General features: G+C 71.7%; 18 protein-coding genes. 5 read left to right on the top strand and 13 right to left on the bottom strand.

Going from position 1 to position 20,486, the window contains the following annotated elements:
• Positions 1-14 precede the first annotated feature (14 nt).
• The 11 genes from rdgB to KBX50_RS25390 form a co-directional block, all read right to left on the bottom strand.
• Entirely contained in the window at positions 15-632 is a 618-nt protein-coding gene (rdgB, locus tag KBX50_RS25440; protein WP_210940204.1) for an RdgB/HAM1 family non-canonical purine NTP pyrophosphatase, read from the bottom strand.
• The gene (gene rph / locus KBX50_RS25435; protein WP_210940203.1) at positions 629-1,357 is read right to left on the bottom strand and encodes a ribonuclease PH; all 729 of its coding nucleotides are present in this window, start codon (positions 1,355-1,357) and stop codon (positions 629-631) included. Before rph ends, rdgB begins: the two co-directional genes overlap by 4 nt.
• Positions 1,358-1,430: 73 nt before the next feature.
• Positions 1,431-2,546 carry a glycosyltransferase gene (locus KBX50_RS25430; RefSeq protein ID WP_210940217.1) on the bottom strand — a complete coding sequence of 372 codons (1,116 nt, stop codon included), beginning with the start codon at positions 2,544-2,546 and terminating at the stop codon, positions 1,431-1,433.
• Between the two features lie 80 nt (positions 2,547-2,626).
• Positions 2,627-3,772 (bottom strand): glycosyltransferase family 1 protein, encoded by a 1,146-nt coding sequence (locus tag KBX50_RS25425; protein WP_210940202.1) that lies wholly within the window; start codon positions 3,770-3,772, stop codon positions 2,627-2,629.
• Positions 3,773-3,861: 89 nt separating this feature from the next.
• The gene (locus KBX50_RS25420; RefSeq protein WP_210940201.1) at positions 3,862-4,608 is read right to left on the bottom strand and encodes an MBL fold metallo-hydrolase; all 747 of its coding nucleotides are present in this window, start codon (positions 4,606-4,608) and stop codon (positions 3,862-3,864) included.
• A 269-nt stretch (positions 4,609-4,877) separates the two neighbouring features.
• On the bottom strand, positions 4,878-5,843 hold the full coding sequence (locus KBX50_RS25415) for a PLP-dependent cysteine synthase family protein (protein WP_210940200.1): 966 nt from the start codon (positions 5,841-5,843) through the stop codon (positions 4,878-4,880).
• A 10-nt stretch (positions 5,844-5,853) separates the two neighbouring features.
• Positions 5,854-6,213: a MoaD/ThiS family protein gene (locus KBX50_RS25410; protein ID WP_210940199.1), complete on the bottom strand. Its 360-nt coding sequence runs from the start codon at positions 6,211-6,213 to the stop codon at positions 5,854-5,856.
• Between the two features lie 68 nt (positions 6,214-6,281).
• A complete protein-coding gene (locus KBX50_RS25405; RefSeq protein ID WP_093401918.1) occupies positions 6,282-6,770 on the bottom strand; it encodes a Mov34/MPN/PAD-1 family protein in 489 nt (162 codons plus the stop codon).
• A 54-nt stretch (positions 6,771-6,824) separates the two neighbouring features.
• Complete coding sequence (locus KBX50_RS25400) at positions 6,825-7,319, bottom strand: DUF2017 domain-containing protein (RefSeq protein WP_210940216.1); 495 nt, start codon at positions 7,317-7,319, stop codon at positions 6,825-6,827.
• 2 nt (positions 7,320-7,321) lie between these two features.
• A complete protein-coding gene (clpS, locus tag KBX50_RS25395; protein WP_093401920.1) occupies positions 7,322-7,612 on the bottom strand; it encodes an ATP-dependent Clp protease adapter ClpS in 291 nt (96 codons plus the stop codon).
• Between the two features lie 157 nt (positions 7,613-7,769).
• Entirely contained in the window at positions 7,770-9,200 is a 1,431-nt protein-coding gene (locus tag KBX50_RS25390; protein WP_307871067.1) for a hypothetical protein, read from the bottom strand.
• Between the two features lie 286 nt (positions 9,201-9,486).
• Here KBX50_RS25390 and KBX50_RS25385 point away from each other — a divergent pair, with 286 nt between their 5' ends.
• The 4 genes from KBX50_RS25385 to KBX50_RS25370 all read left to right on the top strand — a co-directional run bounded on the left by KBX50_RS25385 (position 9,487) and on the right by KBX50_RS25370 (position 15,365).
• Complete coding sequence (locus KBX50_RS25385; RefSeq protein ID WP_210940197.1) at positions 9,487-12,162, top strand: LuxR C-terminal-related transcriptional regulator; 2,676 nt, start codon at positions 9,487-9,489, stop codon at positions 12,160-12,162.
• A gap of 16 nt (positions 12,163-12,178) precedes the next feature.
• Entirely contained in the window at positions 12,179-13,465 is a 1,287-nt protein-coding gene (locus KBX50_RS25380) for a nicotinate phosphoribosyltransferase (RefSeq protein ID WP_210940196.1), read from the top strand.
• A gap of 14 nt (positions 13,466-13,479) precedes the next feature.
• Entirely contained in the window at positions 13,480-14,061 is a 582-nt protein-coding gene (locus KBX50_RS25375; protein WP_210940195.1) for an isochorismatase family protein, read from the top strand.
• A 71-nt stretch (positions 14,062-14,132) separates the two neighbouring features.
• On the top strand, positions 14,133-15,365 hold the full coding sequence (locus KBX50_RS25370; protein WP_210940215.1) for an MFS transporter: 1,233 nt from the start codon (positions 14,133-14,135) through the stop codon (positions 15,363-15,365).
• Between the two features lie 592 nt (positions 15,366-15,957).
• Here KBX50_RS25370 and ctaD read toward each other — a convergent pair.
• Together ctaD and KBX50_RS25360 are read right to left on the bottom strand one after the other, a co-directional pair.
• Positions 15,958-17,715 (bottom strand): cytochrome c oxidase subunit I, encoded by a 1,758-nt coding sequence (gene ctaD, locus KBX50_RS25365; protein ID WP_210940194.1) that lies wholly within the window; start codon positions 17,713-17,715, stop codon positions 15,958-15,960.
• Positions 17,716-17,833: 118 nt separating this feature from the next.
• Entirely contained in the window at positions 17,834-18,940 is a 1,107-nt protein-coding gene (locus KBX50_RS25360; protein WP_210940193.1) for an FAD-dependent monooxygenase, read from the bottom strand.
• Between the two features lie 351 nt (positions 18,941-19,291).
• Between KBX50_RS25360 and KBX50_RS25355 the strand changes: the two genes are divergently transcribed.
• Complete coding sequence (locus tag KBX50_RS25355; RefSeq protein ID WP_210940192.1) at positions 19,292-20,416, top strand: cellulose binding domain-containing protein; 1,125 nt, start codon at positions 19,292-19,294, stop codon at positions 20,414-20,416.
• Positions 20,417-20,486: the final 70 nt, after the last annotated feature.

The following is a 20,486-nucleotide window of genomic DNA, read 5'->3' as shown; positions in this document are numbered from 1 at the left end:
CCGAGGCGGGCGGCTCAGGCGGCTGGCGGGAGCACCTTGGCGACCAGGGCGGCCAGCTCGCGCAGCGCCTTGCCACGGTGGCTGATCGCGTCCTTCTCCTGTGGGGTCAGCTCGGCGTTGGTGCGGTCCTGGCCGTCGCCGAGGAAGATCGGGTCGTAGCCGAATCCGCCGTCGCCACGCGGGGCGCGCAGCAGGCGACCCGCCTGCCTGCCGTCGACCAGGTGTTCCTTACCTCCGGGCAGCACCAGCGCGACGGTGCAGACGAAGGAGGCGCCCCGGTGCTCGTCCGGCACATCGCCGATCTGGTCGAGCACGAGTTGGAGGTTGGCCTGGTCGTCACCGTGCCGCCCGGCCCAGCGGGCGCTGAACACCCCGGGCATCCCGTTGAGCGCGTCGACGGCCAGCCCGGAGTCGTCGGCGATCGTCGGCAGCCCGGTACGCCGGCAGCCCTCCCGGGCCTTGATCAGCGCATTCTCGCCGAAGGTCAGCCCGGTCTCCGGCAGCTCCGGGTACGCATCGACGTCATCGAGCCCGATCAGGGCCACCCGGTGCGCGCCCAGCGCCCCGTCCAGGATGCGCTGCAACTCGATCAGCTTCTTCTGGTTCCGCGTGGCGAGCAGCACCTTGTTCATGCGAGTAGAGCCTTCCGCTGGGCTTCGGCCAGGTCCAGACAGCCGACCACGGCCAGATCGAGCAGGGCGTCGAGCTGTTCGCGGGCGAAGACGCCGGCCTCGCCGGTGCCCTGCACCTCGACGAAGTCGCCGGTGCCGGTGCAGACCACGTTCATGTCGACCTCGGCGGCCACGTCCTCGTCGTAGCACAGGTCCAGGCGCGGCTCGCCGGCAACGACGCCGACACTGACCGCCGCCACCGATCGGTGCATCACCTTCTCCGGATTCCCGGTCAGGGCCTTGCGGGCGGCGAGCCAGTTCACCGCGTCGTGCAGCGCCACGTAGGCGCCGGTGATCGCGGCCGTCCGGGTGCCGCCGTCGGCCTGCAGGACGTCGCAGTCGAGCACGATCGAGTTCTCGCCGAGCGCCTTGAGGTCGATCGCGGCGCGCAGGCTCCGGCCGATCAGCCGGGAGATCTCGTGGGTACGCCCACCGACCCGGCCCTTGACGCTCTCCCGGTCCGACCGGGTGTTGGTGGCCCGGGGCAGCATCGCGTACTCCGCGGTGACCCAGCCCAGCCCGGAACCACGACGCCAGCGCGGCACCCCCTCGGTGACGCTCGCGGTGCAGAGCACCCGGGTGCCGCCGAATTCCACAAGCACCGAGCCTTCGGGATGGGTGCTCCAACCGCGGGTCAGGGTCACCGGTCGAAGTTGGTCGGGTCGCCGCCCGTCAGGTCGCGCCATGCCTGCACCCTATGTGGTGCGCTGATCGAACCCTCCCCGGGTGTCCGTCGTACCCCCGGCCGGCGGCCGGGGATCAGCGATCGACGTCGGCGCCGTGCGCGCGGAGCAACCCGGCCACCGCCGCCGGCCAGCCGAACTGCTCCGCCCGGTCCCGGGCGGCGGCCCGCCGCCCGGCCTCGGGACGCGACAGCAGCTCACCGACGGCCTCGGCGATCCCCGCCGGGGTGCCGTCGGCGGCCAGCCCGCCCGAGCCGATCACCTCGGGCAACGCGCTGGCCGCGTTGACCACCACCGGCGTACCGCAGGCCAGCGCCTCCAGCCCGGCCAGACCGAAGGTCTCCACCGGGCCGGGGGCCAGCACCACGTCGGCGCTGGCCAGCACCGCCGCGAGGGCGCGACGGTCAGGCAGGAAGCCGGTGAAGGTGACCGGCAGGCCGGCCGCGCGCTGCCGCAGCGCCGGTTGGCGTGGGCCGTCGCCGACCATCACCAGCACCGCCGGCACGCCGGCCCGCCGCAGCTGCGTCAACGCATCGACGGCCAGCTCGGGTCGCTTCTCCACGGACAGCCGCGCGCAGTGCACCAGCAGCACCTCGCCCGGGTCCGCGTACCGGTCCCGGACCGCCGGGTCGGCGCGGCCGGGATGGAAGGTGTCCAGATCGACGCCGAGCGGTACCAGGTCGACGTGCGGCACGCCGATGCGGGCGAACTCCTCGGCCGCCCATCGGGTGGTGCAGACGATCCGGTCGTAGCGGCGGGCCGTGTCCGCGTTAAGCCGGTCAGCGAGCCGCCGCCCGAGCGCGGCGGGTACACCCCAGGCACCCAGCAGGCCGGTGAGCGACTCGTGCGAGACCATCACCGACGGCACGCCGTTCGCCCGGGCCCAGTCGCCGGTCCAGCGCAACGTAGAGCGGTCGGACACCTCCAGCCGGTCGGGTGCGAGCGTGGTCAGCAGCCGGGCGAGCCGGCGTCGGGCGGTGAGCAGCCGGTAGCCGCCACTGTGCGGCAGCGGTGGGCCGGCCAGCGTGATCACCCGGCCCCACGGGTGTCGTTTGTCGTCGTCGCGGCGGCCGGGGACCACGAGCACCGGTTCGTGTCCGGCTGCGCGGTAGCCCTCGCCCAGGTGTTGCAGGGCGGTGCGCAGCCCGCCGGAGGTGCCGGTGACGAAGCTGGCCAGCCGGACGATCCGCAGCCTGCCGCCGGTCGTACCCACGACCTGCGTCGCGGTGGCGGTGGTCCGGGACGTGCGGGGGTGGTCCGGGTGGGTGCCGGTCACGACGCCGCCGGCAGATTGACGGCGGGCGTGCTGGCGCGGGCGGCCCGGTAGTGCCCGACCAGTTCGTCGCCGACCGCCGCCCAACTGCGTCCCCGCACCGCGGCCCGGGCGGCGATGCCGTACGCCTGCCGGCGCGCCCCGTCGGCGACCAGCCCGGCCACCGCTTCGGCGATCGCCGTGCCGTCATCGGGTGGCACCAGTACGCCGGTCTCCCCGGGGGTGACCAGATCGAGCGGCCCGCCGCTGGCCGGCGCGACCACCGGCACCCCGCTGGCCAACGCCTCCTGGATGGTCTGGCCGAACGTCTCGTGCGGACCGGTGTGCACGAACAGGTCGAGGCTGGCGTAGAGGCGGGCCAGGGCCTCGCCGTGCTGGACGCCGAGGAACCGCACGTTGGGCAGGTCCCGTTCGAGCTGACGACGGGCCGGGCCGTCACCGGCGACCACGACCCGGACGCCAGGCAGGCGGGCGGTGGCGGCGAGCAGGTCGACCCGCTTCTCCGGGGCGAGTCGCCCGACGTAGCCGACCAGGATCTCCCCGTCGGGCGCGAAGGCCCGGCGCAGGCTCGGGCAGCGCTTGTCCGGGTGGAATCGCTCGGCGTCGACGCCCCGGCCCCACAGCCAGATCCGCTGCACGCCGTGCGCGGCGAGATCCTCGGCCGCCCCGGTGGAGGGGGCGAGGGTGCGGCGGGCCGAATTGTGGATCTCCCGCAGCCGCCGCCAGGCCGCGGCCTCTCCCCAACCGACCCGGTACGCCCGGGCGTAGGCGGCGACGTCGGTCTGGTAGACGGCGACGGTGGGCAGCCCGTGCCGCGCCGCCAGCACCGCCGCCCGGGCCCCGAGAATGAACGGACTGGCCAGGTGGACCACGTCGGGCGCATGCTCCAGCAGCATCCCGGCCAGGCGGTTGTTGGTCGGCACGCCGAGCCGGAAGCCCTGGTAGCGCGGCAACGGCACGCTCGGGATGCGAACCACCGGGTACGGGTACCGGTCGGTGTCGCGGCGCAGCGTCCCCGGCGGGGCGGGTGCGATCACCAACGGCTCATGGCCGCGGGCGACAAGGTGCTCGGCGGCGCGCACGACCGAGTGTGCGACCCCGTTGACGTCGGGCGGGAACGACTCGGTCACGATGGCGATCCGCATGCCTTCACCGTGGTGGTGGCAGCGAAGGTCCAGGAGACGTCCACTTGACCGTCCGGCGAACAGTGCCGCACGAACCCGCGCCCGGCGGGTCAGACCTCGTAGCTGGCGCCGGGACGGACCACTTCCAGCGGCCCGGCGTACGCGGCGGAGGCAGCCGCCACGGTGAGCGCCTCGCTGCCCCAGGCGGGGACCAGATGGGTCAGCAGCAGCCGGCCGACGTTGGCCTTGGCGGCCGCCTCGCCCGCCTCACCGCCGGTGAGATGCAGATCCGGCGGATTGTCGACGCCGTCGAGGTAGCTGGCCTCGCAGAGGAAGACGTCGGCGTTCTGGGCCAGGCGCAGCAGCGCCTCGCAGGGCGCGGTGTCCGAGGAGTAGCAGAGCACCCGGCCACCGTGCTCAAGGCGTACGCCGTAGGTCTCCACCGGATGCAGCACCCGGTCGACCGTGACGGTGAACGGGCCGATCGGGAAGGTGCCGGGTTGCAGCGCGTAGAACTGGTAGACGTCCTCGACGGTGCTGTCCTCCTGCCCGTACGCGGTGGCCAGCCGGTCCGGAGCGCCGGCCGGCGCGTAGACCGGCAACGGCGGGTACGGCCCGTCCGGGGCGTACCGCCGCACCACCACGTAGGTCGCGGCGTCGAGGATGTGGTCGCAGTGCAGGTGGGTCAGGAGGATGGCGTCCGGGGCGTGCAGCCCGGCATAGCGTTGCAGGGTGGACAGTGAGCCCGAGCCGAAGTCGACCAGGAGCCGGAAGTCGTCGGCCTCGATCAGATAAGCCGAGCAGGGGGACTCTGGTCCGGGGAAGCTGCCCGCACAGCCCAGGACGGTCAGTCGCATCGAGTTGTCTCGCTGTCACGGTAGGTAGTGAACGTGCCGGCCGCCGCTCCGGCGGTGATCACTACCGACGCGTACGCCACGCTGCGCAGCCTACGCCCGCGCATGCAAGCGCAAGAATGATCTGCTGGAAGTTGTCATCAACGTGACACCGGTTTCGCCCGTCCGATCGACCACCCGTCACCGAAGTGGTCGGGTCGGGCAGACCGACGCGACGAGGGCCACCGGCAGCGCGCCGGTGGCCCTCGTCACATGTTCGATGGTGCCGCAGGTCAGGCCCAGAGCTGACCGTCCAGCGCCTCCTCCGCGTCGGCGAGCGTCCCGCCGTACGCCCCGGTGCTCAGATACTTCCAGCCGCCGTCACTGACCACGAACGCCACGTCGGCCCGGCGGCCGGCCCGCGCCGCCTCGTGCGCCACGGCAAGCGCCGCGTGCAGGACCGCGCCGGTGGAGAAGCCGACGAACAGCCCCTCGACCTCCACCAGTTGCCGGGTACGCAGCACCGCGTCCCGGGTGCCGACGGAGAAGCGACGGTTCAGCACGGTCGCGTCGTAGAGCTCCGGGACGTACCCCTCGTCGATGTTGCGTAGCCCGTAGACCAGCTCGCCGTAGCGCGGCTCGGCGGCGACGATCTGAATGCCCTCGACCTTCTCGCGCAGGTAGCGCCCGGTGCCCATCAAGGTCCCGGTGGTGCCGAGCCCGGCCACGAAGTGGGTGATGGTCGGCAGGTCGTGCAGCAGCTCGGGCCCGGTCGTCTCGTAGTGCGCCCGGGCGTTGGCCTCGTTGCCGTACTGAAAGAGCATCACCCAGTCGGGGTGCTCGGTGGCGATCTGCTTGGCCGTGGCCACCGCCTGGTTGGAGCCGCCCGCCGCCGGCGAGAAAATGATCTCCGCGCCGTACATCCGCAGCAGCTGCACCCGCTCGGTGGAGACGTTCTCGGGCATCACGCAGACCAGGCGGTACCCCCGCAGCTTGGCCACCATGGCCAGGGAGATGCCGGTGTTGCCGCTGGTCGGCTCAAGGATGGTGTCGCCGGGCCGGAGCCGGCCGGCGGCCTCGGCGGCCCGGACCATGAACAGGGCGGCCCGGTCCTTGATGCTGCCGGTCGGGTTCCGGTCCTCAAGCTTTGCCCAGAGCCGCACCGGCGGTGCGCCCTCGGGCACCGTCGGCGACAGTCGGGGCAGCCCCACCAGCGGTGTCCCGCCGCAGGCGTCCAGCAGGCTGTCGTACCGCGCCATCGCGGCCGCCTCAGCTCGCGGTGACGCGCGTCCGGCCCTCGGCCGGCGCGGCCGCGACGTGCTGCGCCATCGCCGCCGCCGCGGCGAAGCCGAACGCACCACCGGCCACCGCGGGCAGGATGGTCACGCTGTCGCCGTCGTTGAGCTTGGCGTCCAGCGCGCCGAGGAAGCGCACGTCCTCGTCGTTGACGTAGACGTTGACGAAGCGGTGCAGCGCGTCAGCCTCGGTGACCAGCCGGCCACGCAGCCCGGCGTGCCGGGAGTCCAGGTCGGTGAGCAGGTCGTTGAGCGTGTCGCCGCTGCCCTCGACGACCTTCGCGCCGCCGGTGTAGCTGCGCAGGATGGTGGGGATGCGAACCTCGATGGCCATGGTGTCGTACTCCTCGATCGGGTGAACTGCTCGGTGACGGGGAAAGGGCGTGCGGGGGCTGAGGGTGGTCAGCGGCCCGAACACTCGTAGTCGACCGTCGCCGGGCTCTGCCCGAACATGTATGACTGCACGGCGTGCGGATCCACCCCGGCGTCGAGGATCCGCACCGGCTCTTCGGTCACCACGCCATCCACGATGCGGAAGGAGCGGATCTCCTCCGTGTCGGGCTCGCGCGTGGAGACGAGCAGATAGTGCGCGCCGGGCTCGCCGGCGAAGGAGATGTCCGTCCGTGACGGGTACGCCTCGGTGGCGGTGTGCGAGTGGTAGATGACCACCGGTTCCTCGTCCCGGTCGTCCATCTCGCGCCACACGCGCAGGTGCTCCATCGAGTCGAACTCGTAGAAGGTCATCGAACGGGCGGCGTTCTCCATGGGGATGTGCCGGGTCGGCGTGTCACTGCCGACGGGACCGGCGACCACACCGCAGGCCTCGTCGGGGTGATCCCGACGGGCGTGGGCGACGATCGCGTCGACGATCGACCGGTCGATGCTCAGCACGTCGCCAAGGGTAGCGCCCGACTACGGTCAACCGCGAGGCGGTGCCGGTCACAGTCAGTCGATCAAGGCGTTGAGCAGGGACTCCTGGAGATAGCCGAGATATGCGTAGACCGAAAGCTGGAACACTCGGCTGGAACTCGGGTCGTCGGCGACCGCGTCGTCGAGTTCCGCGCCCAGGTCCGTCCCGTCCTTGATCTCCAGCCGTACGCCCATCGCCAGCCGGGCGTCGTTGAGCGCGCGCAACCACGCCTCCGCCGCCTCGGCGTCCAGGCGTACCTCCCCGCCGCTGTCGCCGGGCAGCGCGGCCAGGATCGCGCCGGCCTGGTCGATCTTCGCGGTCTTCAAGTCGCCTTCGGTGTACCGGCGGAACTCCGCAGTGCCCGCCGCGTCCTCCGGGTACGCCTCCGGGAAGAGCCGGCAGACAACTGGGTCGGAGTGGTCGAAACCGTCGGTGAGCAGGCCGACCACCTCGGAGGCGACCTTACGGAGCACCCGCACCTCGTCCACCGCGAAGGTGGCGACGTACCGGTCACCGCGGCGGCGGAACATGCTCACGACCGGTCCACCGTCGCCCAGAGACCGTACGCATGCAGCTGCGAGGCATCGTGCTCCATGCGTTCCCGGGCCCCGCTGGAGACCACCGCCTTGCCCTTGTGGTGCACGTCCAGCATGAGTTGCTCGGCCTTCTCCCGGCTGTACCCGAAAAGCTTCTGGAACACCCAGGTCACGTAGGTCATCAGGTTGACCGGGTCGTCCCACACGATCGTCACCCACGGTCGGTCAGCTGCCGGCACCTCATCGGTGTCCGGGGTCTCGACCGGTGCAACCTGCGGAGCCGCCATGCCCCCCATCGTGCCACCGGATCCGGGGAATCGAGGAACCGGAACGCCGGACCAGCCCGGATCGCCAGCCACGGCCGCGCCTCCGCCCCGACCGGTCCTGTCCCGGACATGCGCGGATGCCCCACCGGCACCGCCGGTGGGGTGCGTGGCGGCCCGGTCAGGCGAGCAGGATGCCGTGTTCGGCAGCATCGGACAGCACCGTGCCGAGCGAGAGACGGACCGCCTCGAACCGACGGGCGACCTCCCGCGAAAGCTCCAACTCGATCTCCCGCAACGCCCGCTGCGCCCAGGCCCGCGCCGCGCTCGGGTCGTTGTTGCCGGGCGAACGCCAGTGCTGCCAGCAGCCTCCCGACAACGCCACGGCCACTGGTGGAAGCAACGCCGTGCGGGGCGGTGCGGGGTAGGCGGACAACATGTCGATCGCCGCCGCACCGGTCAGCGAGGTGACGCCCGCCGCACTGGTGACGAGGAACGCCCGCTCCAGCTCCTGCCCGGTGGGATCGTCCACCAGGCTCCAGCGGACCGCCGTGTCGATGCGCCGACGAATCCCCTGGGGCAACGGCGCGCCGAAGAGCCGACCGGCGGTGTCATCGACGAGTTCGCCGGCATGGTGGTCGCACTGGGCCGTGGCCAGCAGCGACAGCGCCGCCATCTCCCGGTCGAGTAGTTGGGGCAGACCGGCGCAACCGACGCCGAAGACGATCTCCTGCACCAGGCGCAGGTGCATGTTGGCCAGTTCCAGGGCGAGGTGCTGGCGGATGCTTCGGGCGGCGGTGCGGGCCTGCCGGTCGAGCTGCTCCGACCACTCGCCCGGTTCGGTCAGCACCGGCACCCGGCCGCGCTCACCCGGCAACTCGGGCGGCTCCAGACTGCCCCGCCGGAGCTCCTCGCCGGAGGCCCAGTCCACCAGCGCCCGCCGCAGGTCGGCCTCGCCACCGGTGACCATCGGGAACCAGCCGGCATCGGCCAACCCGGGCACGGCGGCGAGCAGCGCGGCCCGGTGTGCCTCGACGGTGACCGTCACCGGGTCGACCACCGAGTCGCCGGACTCCCCCGACCCCCGCACCGCCGCCGTGCCCTCGCCGGCCGCCCAGCCGTCGGCGCCCGGCGTGACCGCGAAGAAGACCCGGACCGGTGTCCCGGCGAGGTCGGACAGCAGAGTCAGCTCGGCGGCCGAGAACGACTGATCCGCCGCGATCACGAACAAAAGTGCGCCGGCCCGGCCCACCGCGTCACGCAGGACGCCGCAACCGGCCGGACCCAGCGTGGCGATGTCCGGCGTGTCGACCAGCACGAAGCGTTTCACCAACGGCTGGGGCAGGCTCAGCTCGACCCGGCGTGGCGGCCTGGCCAGCGCCGGCCCGGCTGCCGGCAGGTCCGGCCGGTACGAGTGCGGCGTACGGTAGCCGGGCACATAGGCGGCCCGGGTGGGCTCGGCGCTGTGCCGTGCCACCAGCCAGCTGCCGTTCGGGACGGCGAGTAGCCCGGAGTCGAGTTCCAGCAGCGTGGCGAGCACACGGGTGCGGCCGGCGTCGGCGGGACCGGCCGCGACCACGGCGACCGGTTCCCGGGCATTGGTGCTGGACACGCCGAGCCGCTCCGGAAAGGGCCGGCGACCATGCGGCCCGGCCGCGTCGTCGGGCGTACCGAGATGGTGGAGCGGGCCCGGCTTCATCAGGGGGCGGCCTCCGAGGCAGGGCGACCGGTGACCCGGCCGCAGTGAGCATCCGGTGTCGACACTCGGATTCCGGAAGAGTAAAGGCGCGAGCGTCGGGATCGGGACAATTGCGATACTCAGCGGTAACTCTACAACTACTCAAGTTCGCCGTCGCGCGCTGCCGTGCGGGCCACAGTTCCGTCGATATGCTGCGCGAATGAGTCGGTGGAGCTTCGTGGGCCGGGCTGAGCAACTCGACCGTCTCCGGATGGCGGTGGCCGGCGTCCGTGGCCGGGGGATCCTCTTCACCGGCAGCGCCGGCATCGGCAAGAGCCGGCTGTTGCACGAGGGTGTCGACGCGCTGCCCGGCGAGAAGTACGCGGTCTGGCGGATCGCGGCCAGCGCCACCACCTCCGCGATGGCCTTCGGTGGACTTGTCCAGGTGCTTCCGGAGCAGCCGCAGGGCCTGTCCCCGGCCGGCATCCTGCGCTGGGCCCTCGACGTGTTGCAGCAGCAGGCCGCCGGCCGGCGGATCGTCCTCGCGGTCGACGACGCACACCTGCTCGATCCACCGTCGGCCGCGCTGGTGCACCTGGTGGCCCGCGCCGAGAACGCCTCGGTGGTCGGCACCCTGCGCGACGGGGAGCAGATCCCGCTGCCGATCCGGGCACTGTGGACGGACGGTCTGGTCGAGCGGGCCGAGCTGGGCCCGATGACGCCGGACGAGACGGCCGCCATGCTCACCGCCATCGTGGGCGGCCAGGTGGACGGCGGCTCCGCCGACCGCCTGGGCCGACTCAGTGCCGGCAATCCGCTGCTGCTGCGCGAGCTGGTGCACGCGGCCACCAACAGCGGCGAACTCGTCGAGAAGTACGGCGTCTGGACCTGGACGGGGCGGCTGGAGCTGGCACCCAGCCTGACCGAGCTGATCGACATCCGGATCGGCCAGCTCACCCCCGGAGTACGGGCGGTGGTCGAGCTGGTCGCGTTCGGCGAGCCGCTCGGCCTGCGGCTGCTGCACCAGGCCGTGGAACAGCACGACGTGGAGTACGCCGAGGAACGCGGACTGATCACCATGGTGGAGTCCGACCGGCGGCTCGACGTCCGCCTGGCGCACCCGCTCTACGGCGAGGTGGTACGCCGGCAGTGCCCGGTGAGCCGGACCCGTCGGTTGCAGGCGCACCTGGCCGACCTGCTGGAGAAGGTCGGCAAACGGCGGCGGGAAGATCTGCTGCGGGTGGCGCGGTGGCGACTGGCCTCCGGCACCGCGCAGGACCCGGCGATGCTGATCGCCGCAGCCGCCGAGGCGTTCGCTCGTTACGACGTACCACTGGCGACCCGGCTGGCCCGCGCGGCGCTCGACGCCGGGGGTGGGTTCGACGCGGCCGAACTGCTCGCGACCATCCTGATGTTCGCCGACCGGCCGGCCGAGGCACTCGGCGTGCTCGACGCCGTCGCCACCGACGCCGGCCAGGAGGAACGACTCAGCCGGTGGCTGACCGTACGCGGCATGGTCAGCTACTGGGGGCTGAGTCAGGCCTCCACCGTGGAGGAGATCGCTGCCGAGGGCACGAAGCTGACCGACGCCGCCGCTCAGGCCCGGGTCCGCGCCTTCGAGGCGATCATGCGGCTGCACCGGCTGGACGCGCCGGCCGCGCTACGGCTCGCGCAGGGCGTGCTGGACCGGCCGGCGGCCAGTGTCGCCGCCCGCGAGCTGGCCCGCTGCACGATCGCACATCTGCAAGCCGTGCAGGGGCAGCTGTGCCGCAGTGCGACCGCGGTGGACCTGGTGCAGGCGAAGGTGGCCAGCTGGCGGGCCGACATGCCGTACCTGCAACTGGCGGTGGAGCTGGCCCGGGGTACCCGACTGGCCCTCTCGGGCGATCTCGCCGGCATCGACGCGCTGGTCGCCGACGAGTTCGCCGACCTCGCCGACGCGGGTGACTTCCGGCTCGGCACCGGCTACCTGGCGATCCTGCGGGCGTACGCGGCACGGCTGCGCGGGCGCAGTGACGCCGCGTTGCAGGCCGCGCTCAGTGCCTGTGCGGTCCTGGCGACCAGCCGGGTGTACGCGGGACTGGCACAGTCGGAACGGGCTCAGGCCGCCGCGCTGCGAGGCGACGCCCGGCAGGCCGTCGAGGCGATGGCCGAAGCCGATCGGCTCCACTCGCCGAGTATGGGTGTGCTGTACCCGTGGCTGGAGCAGGCCCGGGTGGCGACGCTGGCGGCCGGTGGTGACCTGTCCGCGGCGGTGGGCCGGCTGCACGGCCTGGTGGACCGGCTGCGTGCCGATGGCTTCGCCGGACACGAGGCCCTGGTGCTGCACGACCTGGTGCGGCTGGGCCAGGCCGGGGCGCAGACCGGGCCGAGGTGTTCCGACGGCAGCCGCCGTACCGTCGCGCAGCGGTTGACGGAGCTGTCCGAGCAGGTCGACGGGGAGTTGCCGCCACTGCTGGCCCGGCATGCCCGGGCGTGGGCCGACGGCTGGCCGGAGGGATTGCTCAGCGCGGCCGACGGCTTCGCGGAGCGTGGGCTCGACCTGCTGGCCGCCGAGGCCGCGGCCGGGGCCGTGCACCTGCTGCGTCAGCGCCGCTCGCCCGAGGTCGGGCACGCCCGGCAACGGCTCGGCGCGCTGCTCGCCAGGTGTGACATGGTGCACACTCCGGCGCTCCAGGTGGCCACCCCGACGCTTACTGACCGGGAGTGGCAGGTGGCGCGGCTCGCGGCGGTCGGCGGCACCAGCCGCGCCATCGCCGAGCAGCTGTTTCTCTCCGCCCGCACGGTGGAGAACCACCTGCAACGCGTGTACACCAAGCTCGGCGTGAGCAGCCGCGCGGAGCTGAGGGTGGCCCTCGGTACGATCCCGGGGCACGACGGCACGACAGCGATGTGAACCCTACTCTGAGGGGGTGCACTCCTCTCGTCCCGCGCTGCTGACCGACCACTACGAGCTGACCATGGTCAGCGCCGCCCTGCGAGACGGCACGGCTGACCGGCGCTGCGTGTTCGAGGTGTTCAGCCGTCGGCTTCCCGCCGGCCGCCGGTACGGCGTGGTCGCCGGCACCGCACGCCTGGTCGAGCTGATCCGCGAGTTCCGCTTCGACGCGGCCGACATCGAGTTTCTGCGCCGCACCGGCGTGGTGGACGAACCGGGCGCCGAATGGCTGTCCGGGTACCGGTTCACCGGCGAGATCGACGGGTACGCCGAAGGGGAGCTCTTCTTCCCCGGCTCACCGATCCTGACCGTCTCCGGCAGCTTCGCCGAGTGCGTGGTGCTGGAGACGCTGGTGCTGTCGGTGCTCAACCACGACTGCGCGGTGGCTGCCGCCGCGGCGCGGATGGTCACCGCCGCCCGCGGCCGAGCGCTGATCGAGATGGGATCGCGCCGGGCGCACGAGGAGGCGGCGGTCGCGGCAGCCCGGGCGGCCTACCTGGCCGGCTTCCGGTTCACCTCCAACCTGGCCGCCGGCCAGCGGTACGGCATACCCACCGCCGGCACCGCCGCGCACGCCTTCACCCTGCTGCACGACGACGAGCGGGCCGCGTTCGCCTCGCAGGTCGCCACGCTGGGCAAGGACACCACGCTGCTGGTCGACACGTACGACATCAGTCAGGGCATCCGCAACGCGATCGAGGTGGCCGGCCCGGAGCTGCGGGCGGTGCGAATCGACTCCGGGGACCTGGCCGTGATCGCCCAGCAGTCGCGGCAGCTGCTGGACTCGCTCGGCGCCACCGAAACGAAGATCATCGTCTCGGGTGACCTCGACGAGTACGCCATCGCGGCGCTGGCCGCCGAGCCGGTGGACATGTACGGCGCCGGCACCGCCGTGGTGACCGGCTCCGGCGCACCTACCGCCGGGCTGGTCTACAAGCTGGTCGAGGTCGAGGGCCGTCCGGTGGTCAAGCGGTCCGAGCAGAAGGCCACCATCGGCGGACGCAAGGTCGCCGTCCGCCGGCACAAGCCGACCGGCACGGCCACCGAGGAGATCGTCGTACCGCAGGGGGTTCCGGACCATCGCCCCAACGACCGGCTGCTGCAACGCTCGTACGTGGTGGATGGTGAGCCGGTGGCCCTGCCGACGCTCGACGAGTCGCGGGAGCACCTGCGGCAGTGCCTGATCTCGATCCCGTGGGAGGGTCTCAAGCTCTCCGCGGGCGATCCGGCCGTTCCGGTCACCGTGGTACCCGCCGAGTGAGAGGAGTGGAGTCGGTGAGCAACGCGCTGATCATTGTGGACGTGCAGAAGGACTTCTGCGAGGGCGGCTCGCTGGCCGTGGCCGGCGGGGCGGGAGTCGCGGCCGGGATCTCCCGGCTGCTGGCCGCCGAGCCGGACCGCTGGGATCACGTCGTGGCGACGAAGGACTACCACATCGACCCGGGCACGCACTTCGCCGAATCACCGGACTACGTGAGCACCTGGCCCCGGCACTGCGTGGTCGGCACCCCGGGCTCCGAGTTCCACCCGGAACTGGCCACCGACCGGATCGAGGCGATCTTTCACAAGGGTGAGTACGCCGCCGCGTACTCCGGCTTCGAGGGGCACGCCGACGACGGCGAGGGTCTGGCCGAATGGTTGCGGCAGCGTGGCGTGGAGCGGGTGGACGTGGTCGGTATCGCCACCGACCACTGCGTGCGAGCCACCGCCCTGGACGCCGCCCGGGAGGGTTTCGCCACCACCGTGCTGCTGGAGCTGACGGCGGCCGTCGCGCCGGACACCACCGACGTCGCGTTGCGCGCCTTCGACGGGGCCGGGATCACCACATTCGGCGCCCCTGTGATCAAAGCCGCATGAGCCGTTAATTCGTTGGCAACCGTACGACCGCCGGTCGAGGATGTCCGACGGAGGTACGGACCGACGTGAACATGAAGCCTTACCGGGAGGCGCTCGCCCTGCCCGGTCTGCGGTCACTGCTGCTCGTCGCGGTGTTGGCGCGGGTTCCGCTGACCGCCACCGGCGTCACGTTGACGTTCTACGTCGTGCAGGACCTCGGACGCGGATACGGTGCGGCCGGTCTGGTCGGCGCGGCGATCACCGTCGGCGCGGCGGTCGGTGGCCCGCTGCTCGGCCGGCTGGTGGACCGTCGTGGCCTGCGGCCCGTGCTGGTTCTCACCGCCGTGGCCGAGGCCGTCTTCTGGTCGACCGCACCGATGTTGTCGTACTACCTGCTGCTGCCGGCCGCCTTCCTGGCCGGCCTGCTGGCGCTGCCGATCTTCTCGGTGATCCGGCAGTCCATCGCCGCGCTGGTCCCAGCGGAGAAGCGCCGGCCGGCGTACGCGCTGGACTCCATGTCGGTGGAGCTGTCGTTCATGATCGGTCCGGCTCTGGCCACGGTGGGTGTCACCACCATCTCGGCCCGCCTCACGCTCTACCTCGTCGGCGTCGGCATCGTCGCCGCCGGAGTGGTGCTGTGGCTGCTCAACCCGCCGGTGCGCAGCGCCGCCGAAGCGTCGACCGGGCCGCAGCCGCGGGTCGCCCGACGGCAGTGGCTCACCTCGCGGCTGGTGGCCGTGTTCGCGGTCAGCGCCGCAGCGACCCTGGTGCTCGGCGGCACCGACGTGGCGGTCATCGCGGTGCTGCGGGAAAACGGCGACGCCGGCTTCACCGGTGCGGTGCTCTCCGTCTGGGCGGTGGCCTCGCTGCTGGGCGGATTCGCCTACGGCGCGGTCCGTCGCTCGTTCTCGCCGGTGGCACTGATGGGCCTGCTGAGCCTCTGCACCATCCCCGTCGGTCTGGGCGGTTCCCACTGGTGGCTGCTCTGCCTGGCGTTGATCCCGGCGGGGGCGCTCTGCGCACCGACCATCGCGGCCACCTCCGACACCGTCAGTCGGCTCGCCCCGGCCGGCGTCCGTGGTGAGGCGATGGGCCTGCACGGCTCGGCGGTCACCGTCGGCATCGCCGTGGGTGCCCCGCTTGCCGGCGCGGTCATCGACGCCTCGGCCCCGCTGTGGGGGTTCGCGGTCACCGGCGCGATCGGCACCCTGGTCGCCCTCGCGGTGCTGCCGATCGAGCTGCGCCACCGCCGCACGGACAGCGCGGCCACCACTCAGCCCGGCGACGAGCACACCACTACCGCCCTCACCCCGGCCGGCTCCTGACCCATCCCCCGACGCAGCGCGATCCCGTTTCTCGCCCCCGCCCCACCGCGCTGCCCGCCTCCACCGCGCCCCGGCTTCCACTGCGCTGCCCGCCCCACCGTCCCCACCTCGGTCCGGATCGCCGCAGCCGGGACCACCCTCGCCGACCTCGACCCGAACGTTGCGTAACAACCCACGCCACCCACCCCTCACCCCTGCACTCCCTTTGCTCTGCTTCAACCCACGCAATGGATTACGCTCCGTGACGCACCAGCCGACACGCTCTCGCCAGGCCGCCACATTCCAGCAGCTCAGCCGCTACTGCGTGGGTTGAAGCAGAGCAAAGGATGGCAGGGGCGATAGGTCGGGCCCGGCCCGGACATCGCGCAGAGTGACTTTGTGGCCGCGGGACGCTCGTCACCGAAAGTGACGCCCGGTGGTCGTGGTGCGGATGGGGGCCGCGGACCTGACACCAGCCACCAACCACGGCGGCCGGGCAGGCGCGGCGGCCGGGCAGGCGCGGCGGCCGGGCAGGCGCGGCGGGGAGCGGGCAGTACGAGACGGGCGCCGACCCCCGGCATGGGGATCGGCGCCCGGCGTACGAAGCGGTGGGTCAGCGGCGGTCGGTGTCGCTGGCCACGTCCTCGGTGTAGCTGGCACCACCGTCGGATTCGCTGGTCAATGGCTTCGAACCACCCTCGGGCGGGCCGGCGAGGGTCTGTCCGGCAGCCAGCTCGGGGAACTTGTGGTCGAAGGCCGGCCGCTCGGAGCGGATCCGTGGCATCCGGTCGAAGTTGCGCAGCGGCGGCGGCGAGCTGGTCGCCCATTCGAGCGAGTTGCCGTGGCCCCACGGGTCGTCGACCTCGACCACCGGGCCGGCCTTGTACGACTTCCAGCAGTTGTAGAGGAACGGCAGCGTCGAGATACCGGTGATGAACGCGCCGATCGTCGAGATCATGTTCAGCGTGGTGAATCCGTCGTCGGGCAGGTAGTCGGCGTACCGCCGGGGCATGCCCTCGTTGCCCAACCAGTGCTGGATGAGGAACGTGGTGTGGAAACCGATCATCGTGAGCCAGAAGTGAATCTTGGCTAGCCGCTCGTCGAGCATCCGGCCGAACATCTTCGGGAACCAGAAGTAGATCCCGGCGAAGACCGCGAAGACGATCGTGCCGAAGAGCACGTAGTGGAAGTGCGCCACCACGAAGTACGAGTCGTGCAGGTGGAAGTCCAGCGGCGGGGCGGCCAGCAGCACCCCGGTCAGGCCACCGAAGAGGAAGGTGACCAGGAAGCCGATGGAGAACAGCATCGGTGACTCGAAGCTGATCTGCCCCCGCCACAGGGTGCCGATCCAGTTGAAGAACTTCATGCCGGTGGGCACCGCGATCAGGTAGCTCAGGAAGCTGAAGAACGGCAGCAGCACCTGACCGGTGGCGAACATGTGGTGCGCCCAGACGCTCATCGACAGGCCGGCGATGGCGATGGTGGCGGCGACCAGGCCCTTGTAGCCGAAGATCGGCTTGCGGGAGAAGACCGGGATGATCTCGCTGATGATGCCGAAGAACGGCAGCGCGATGATGTAGACCTCGGGGTGGCCGAAGAACCAGAACAGGTGCTGCCACAGCATCGGCCCGCCGGTCTCCGGGCTGTAGACGTGCGCACCCAGCAGCCGGTCGGCGGCCAACGCGAACAGCGCGGCGGCCAGCAGCGGGAAGACCAGGATCACCAGAAGGCTGGTGACCAGCATGTTCCAGGTGAAGATCGGCATCCGGAACATGGTCATGCCCGGTGCGCGCAGGGTCAGGATCGTGGTGATCAGGTTGACCGCGCCGAGGATGGTGCCCAGACCGGAGATGGCCAGACCGACCACCCACATGTTGGCGCCGACACCGGGAGCGTGCTCGCTGGTGCTCAGCGGCGTGTAGGCGGTCCAGCCGAAGTCCGCCGCTCCACCGGGGGTGAGGAAGCCGGCGGTGGCCATGGTGCCGCCGAACAGGTACAGCCAGTAGGCGAAACTGTTCAGCCGCGGGAAGGAGACGTCGGGCGCACCGATCTGGATGGGCACGACGTAGTTGCCGAAGGCGAACACGATGGGCGTCGCGAAGAACAGCAGCATGATCGTGCCGTGCATCGTGAACAACTGGTTGTACTGCTCCGGCGACAGGAACTGCAGCCCGGGCCGGGCCAGCTCGGCCCGCATGATCAGGGCCATCAGGCCACCGATCATGAAGAACACGAACGCGGTGACCATGTACATGATCCCGATCTGCTTCGCGTCCGTGGTCCGCAGCAGCCGCGCGATGGCCGACCCCTTGACCGGCTCCCGGACCGGCCAGGGCCGGGTCACGACCGGCTTGGGTGCGACGGTGGTCACGAGTGGCCTCCGGTTCTGGGTTGTCCCGCTCGGCACGCGCTGACTCGGCGGGCCGTCATCCGCAAGGATGATAGTCCCCGGCAGGTGACAGCACCGCGTGGGGTCGCCCGGGGGTGGATCACAGCGGGCCGAGAAGCAGCCGGTAGTGCTCCCCGAAGATGCGGTCGCCGCGCCCGCGCAGCAGCGGGTCGCGGAGCGCCGGCGGCACGTCGCGGGTGCGGTTGCGGTCCCGGGTCCGGTCCTGCACCCATCGGGTACGCGGTCGGCGGCGGCTCTCGTACGCGGTCAGCGCCGCCTCGACGCTGCCCGCGGCGTGCAGCGACTCGGCGAGCACCACCGCGTCCTCCAGAGCCATCGCGGCCCCCTGGGACAGGGTCGGCGCGGTGGCGTGGGCGGCGTCGCCGACCAGCACCACCCTTCCCCGGAACCAACGCCCGAGCTCGACCTCGTCGGTGGTGGTGGCGTGCACCCCGTCGAGCGCGTCGAGCACCTCCGGCACCGGTCCGCCGTACTCGCCGAAAAGCTCGCGCAGCCGGCCCAGCGGGTCGGCCGGCAGGTCGGTGCCGGCCTCGTCGGCGTAGCAGTGCAACCGGCCGGCGCCGATCGGCACCACGAGGAAGCCGCAGCGCTGCCCGAGCAGGGCGGTCCACTCGTCGACCGGCGGACCGTCCCGTACGACGCCGCGGTAGACCACCTGCCCAGCGGGGCGGGGCGGACCGCCGAGCGCGGCCAGCGCCCGGATCGAGGAACGCGGCCCGTCGGCGCCGATCACCAGGTCGTACTCGGTCCGGGTGCCGTCGACGAAGGTGACGCCGACAGCGGACGGCAGCAGGTCGATGGAGCGTACCTCCGCGCCGTGGCGGACCGCGCCGCCGGCACCGCTGAGTAGCACCCGGTGCAGGTCGGAGCGGGCCAACGCCCGGCACTCGCCGACCTCGGCCCAGAGTGCGTCGAGGTCCACCTCGCACAGCGGGGCACCGGTCGAGTCGAGGAACCGCTGCCGGTGGATGACCTTTCCGTACGGGCGGACCGGGTCGTCGAGGTCCAGCCGGCGCAGCGCGCGGGCCGCGTTGCCGGGAAGGTAGAGCCCGGCGTCGGTGAGGTCGTGCGGCGGCGCCTTGTCGGTGAGGTCCGGCCGAAAGCCCGCCAGGCGCAGCGCCCGGGCCACGGCCAGCCCGGCGATGCCCGCGCCGACGACGAGGATGCGCAGGGGGGAGCCACGCATGGGGGTGTACGCCTCCGGAGGGGTTCGGCACGCGTTGAAGGCAAGAGACTACTCGGCGCAATCGGCACACACCAGAGGCAACCGGCCCACCTCCGACACCCCTCGGCACTCCCGGATCCGCCCGTCGGCGTCGGCCACCAGCCGCCCGGAGTCGGCGGATGCCCGATCGTGGCGTCCGCGACACATGTAGCAATTGACACCAATCACCCGCGCCAGTTGCGCCCATTGTTTCAAGGATGTAAATGTGGCAATGAGCATGGGAGCGCTCCCGTAACTATCGACGGCGCGATCCCGAACGCTCCGTCCGCATCCGTCCCGGCGTCCGGGCGACGCCGCAGCGCTAGGAGCATCATGAGACGTACCTTGCGGGCCATCGTGGCCGTCGGGCTGGCCGCCGCCGGCTCGATCGTCGCCGTGACCCTCGGTGGAGCCGCCTCCGCCGACACCCAGATCTGCGAGCAGTACGGCTCGACCGTGATCCAGAACCGGTACGTGGTGCAGAACAACCGCTGGGGCACCACCGCCCAGCAGTGCATCAACGTCACCAGCAACGGCTTCGAGATCACCACTCAGAACGGCAGCAGCCCGACCAACGGCGCGCCGACCGCGTACCCGTCGGTCTTCCTCGGCTGCCACTACACCAACTGCTCCCCCGGCACCAACCTGCCCATCCAGGTCAGCCAGATCAGCAGCGCGACCAGCAGCATCAACTACCGGTACGTGAGCAACGGCACCTACAACGCCTCGTACGACATCTGGCTCGACCCGTCACCCAAGCGCGACGGCGTGAACCAGATGGAGATCATGATCTGGTTCAACCGGCAGGGCCCGATCCAGCCCATCGGCTCCCCGGTCGGCAACGCCAACATCGACGGGCGCAGCTGGGAGGTCTGGCGGGGCAGCAACGGCTCCAACAACGTCATCTCGTACGTCGCCCCGTCGGCCATCAGCAGCGCGAACCTGAACCTGCTGGCGTTCATCAACGACACCCGCAACCGGGGCGCGATCACCAACTCCTGGTACCTGACCAGCATCCAGGCCGGTTTCGAGCCGTGGCAGGGCGGTGTCGGGCTGGCCGTGACGAATTTCTCGGCCGCAGTGAACGGTGGCGGCAACAACAACCCGCCGCCCACCACCACCCCGCCGCCCTCGGGCAGCGGTGCCTGCGCGGTGAAGTACACGGCCAACTCGTGGAACAACGGCTTCACCGCCGACGTGCAGATCACCAACACCGGCTCCAGCACGATCAACGGCTGGACGCTTGCCTACTCGCTGCCGTCCGGGCAGCAGGTGACCAACTCCTGGAACGCCACGGTGAGCCAGAGCGGCTCCTCGGTGACCGCCCGCAACGTCGGCCACAACGGCACGATCTCGCCCGGCGGCACGGCCAGCTTCGGCTACCAGGGCACGCTCAGCGGGTCCTACTCCAACCCCACCGCCTTCACCCTCAACGGCGCCACCTGCTCCCGCTCCTGACGAACGTCCGCTGGGGGTGCGGCACCCACCGCACCCCCAGCACGGATCAGGCCGTCCGACGTCACCGCCG

Origin of the sequence: Micromonospora sp. C51 (genome assembly GCF_018070435.1) — a bacterium.
Taxonomy (GTDB): domain Bacteria; phylum Actinomycetota; class Actinomycetes; order Mycobacteriales; family Micromonosporaceae; genus Micromonospora; species Micromonospora sediminimaris.
The sequence above is the reverse complement of the archived record's forward strand: the minus strand, read 5'-3'. Positions and strand labels throughout refer to the sequence as shown.